Below are 1,674 nucleotides of genomic sequence, written 5' to 3'. Positions count from 1 at the left end.
TCTTCCAGTCACCGCTGCGCGACGGCGGCTACGACATCTCGGACTACAACTCCGTGCTGGACGAGTTCGGCACCATCAGCGACTTCAAACGGCTCGTGGCCGAGGCCCATGCCCGGGGCGTCCGGGTCATCATCGACCTTCCGCTGAACCACACCTCCGACCAGCACCCGTGGTTCCAGGAGTCGCGGAAAGACCCCGACGGTCCGTTCGGCGACTTCTACGTCTGGAGCGACACAGACGAGAAGTACGAAGACGCCCGCATCATCTTCGTGGACACGGAGGAATCCAACTGGACCTTCGACCCCATCCGCCGGCAGTTCTTCTGGCACCGGTTCTTCAGCCACCAGCCCGACCTGAACTTCGAGAACCCCAAGGTCATTGACGCGCTCTTCGACGTCGTGCGGTTCTGGCTGGACCAGGGCATCGACGGCTTCCGGGCCGACGCCATCCCGTACCTGTTCGAGGAGGAGGGCACCAACTGCGAGAACCTGCCGCAGACCCACGAATTCCTCCGCCAGCTGCGCCGGATGGTCGATGAAAGCTACCCGGGCCGCGTGATCATTGCCGAGGCCAACCAGCCGCCCGCCGAAGTGGTGGAGTACTTCGGCACCGAAGAGGAACCGGAATGCCACATGGCGTTCCACTTCCCGATCATGCCGCGGCTGTACTACGCGCTGCGGGACCAGAAGGCAGCACCCATCATCGAGACGATGAAGGACACGCCGGACATTCCCGAAGGCGCCCAGTGGGGCACGTTCCTGCGAAACCACGACGAACTGACGCTGGAAATGGTCACTTCTGACGAACGCGCCGCGATGCTCGGCTGGTACGCGCCGGATCCACGCATGCGCGCCAACATCGGCATCCGGCGCCGGCTGGCCCCGCTGCTGGATAACTCCCGCTCCGAGATCGAGCTCATCAACGCCCTGCTGCTGTCCCTGCCCGGCAGCCCGTTCCTGTACTACGGGGACGAGATCGGCATGGGGGACAACATCTGGCTCGAGGACCGTGACGCGGTCCGCACCCCGATGCAATGGAACCCGGACCGGAACGCCGGGTTCTCCCACGCCGACCCCGGCAAGCTGTACCTGCCGGTGATCCAGTCGCTGGTCTACAACTACAGCATGGCGAACGTGGAGGCCGAGGCCGCCCATTCGGGGTCCCTGTTGCGCTGGACCAGGCAGATCCTGAGCGTCCGCAAGAACCACCCCGCCTTCGGACTCGGCGGGTTCAAGCACGTGGAGGCTGACCACGACGTCGTCCTGGCCTATCTGCGTGAACTCCCCGAAGGCAACGCTGCCGGCGCGGACGCCGAGACCATCCTGTGCGCCTTCAACCTCTCCCAGCACCCCGTGGCGACGACGCTGCGCGTGCCCGGCTTCGCCGGAAGGGGCCTCCGGGACGTCTTCGGCGGCCAGGCGTTCCCGGGCATCGGCGAGGACGGAACGCTGACTCTGACCCTGGGCAGCCACGATTTCTTCTGGTTGCGGATCCGTTCCGCCGCCTCCAACCCGGCATCCCCGTTCACGCAGGCGATGCCCGTCCTGTCCATCGAGGGTTGAGATGACGCGACCAGCCCTTCCCCCGGCCTTGAGCGGACTGCTTGGCGCCTGGCTCCCGCGCCAGCGATGGTTCCCTGTCAAGACCGCCGAGTTCTCCTTCGAACCGGCGGCG

1 protein-coding gene is annotated in these 1,674 nt (G+C 65.8%); it reads left to right on the top strand.

Annotated elements, in window-relative coordinates:
- A partial coding sequence (gene treS, locus Y706_RS24520; RefSeq protein WP_043435650.1) for a maltose alpha-D-glucosyltransferase occupies nucleotides 1-1,562 on the top strand: 1,562 nt, incomplete at its 5' end.
- Nucleotides 1,563-1,674: the final 112 nt, after the last annotated feature.

Origin of the sequence: Arthrobacter sp. I3 (assembly GCF_000520575.1) — a bacterium.
In the GTDB taxonomy this organism is placed as follows: domain Bacteria; phylum Actinomycetota; class Actinomycetes; order Actinomycetales; family Micrococcaceae; genus Arthrobacter; species Arthrobacter humicola_A.
This window is presented reverse-complemented; position numbering and strand designations above follow the sequence as displayed.